Origin of the sequence: Thermoanaerobaculum aquaticum (assembly GCF_000687145.1) — a bacterium.
Classification (GTDB): Bacteria; Acidobacteriota; Thermoanaerobaculia; order Thermoanaerobaculales; family Thermoanaerobaculaceae; genus Thermoanaerobaculum; species Thermoanaerobaculum aquaticum.
Genome location: NZ_JMFG01000045.1, coordinates 1 through 1,016 on the forward strand (window position 1 = coordinate 1; position 1,016 = coordinate 1,016).

General features: G+C 59.0%; 1 protein-coding gene. It reads left to right on the forward strand.

What is annotated here, in order from left to right; translation table 11 throughout:
- On the forward strand, positions 1–1,016 hold a 1,016-nt coding region (locus EG19_RS11865), incomplete at both ends, for a glycosyl hydrolase (RefSeq protein WP_038050573.1).

The following is a 1,016-nucleotide window of genomic DNA, read 5'->3' on the forward strand; positions in this document are numbered from 1 at the left end:
CCCCGCCGCCGGCTCACCCCCGCCGTGGCCGCAGGCAGCAATCGCCATGGCGTGAGCCAGGGTGCTCATCGCGACTCTGTTCTCATGCCCCACTCGTTTGAGCTGGCTGCTCAGGCCGGTATCGGATGGGTGCGCTTCGGCATCTGGTACGCCATCGTGAGTCCCAGTGCCGGCGTGTTCCGCTACGAAGAAGCGGGTTTTGATGCTCAGGTGAGCAAGGCTCGCCAGGTAGGGTTGCAGATCTTAGGCACACTTGCGTTCGCCACGCAGTGGAACACATCAGCTCCACCTGACCTTCCACCGGAGGCTGACCCGACCCACTTCCCGCCGCGTGATTACCAAGCATGGGCTGACTACGTGTTTCAAACAGTCTCGCGCTACAAGGATCAAATTCAGTACTGGGAAGTCTGGAACGAGCCCGACCTCCAGAGTTTTTGGGCCGGGACGCCGGCGCAGTATGCGGAACTCCTGGCCGTCACCTACGACGCCGTCAGGCGGGCGAATCCCCAGGCCAAGGTCGTGCTGGGCGGTTTGGCTTTGGATGGAACCTACCGCGATGCGAACTTCCTAACCGAAATTCTCTTTGATACCTTTTATCCGGCAGCCCGCTATTTTGACGTCATGAACTTTCACCACTACGGCTCACGCGAGGAAGCACAGCAAAAGATGGAGTATGTGCGCCATGCTCTGGCGCAGGTGGGCGCTGGAAATAAACCCATCTGGATCACCGAGACCGGCTATTCCAGCGATCCCTCGCTGCAAAATAATCCCGACTACCAGGGCCTCGAAGGTCAGGCGCAGTGGTTGCGGGATATGATCCCGTACTTGCTGGACAACCTCAGAGCGGATAAGGTCTTTTGGTACCGACTGTACGATTACCCTGCCGGTTTCAGACCGGACGACCGTTCTCGCTTTCACGGTTTGATCGACAACCAAGGCAACCCGAAACCTTCGTACTTTGCCTATGCCGCAACTATTGCTGGGGCTCCCTCTGCTTCTTGGCGGCCGCCGGCATC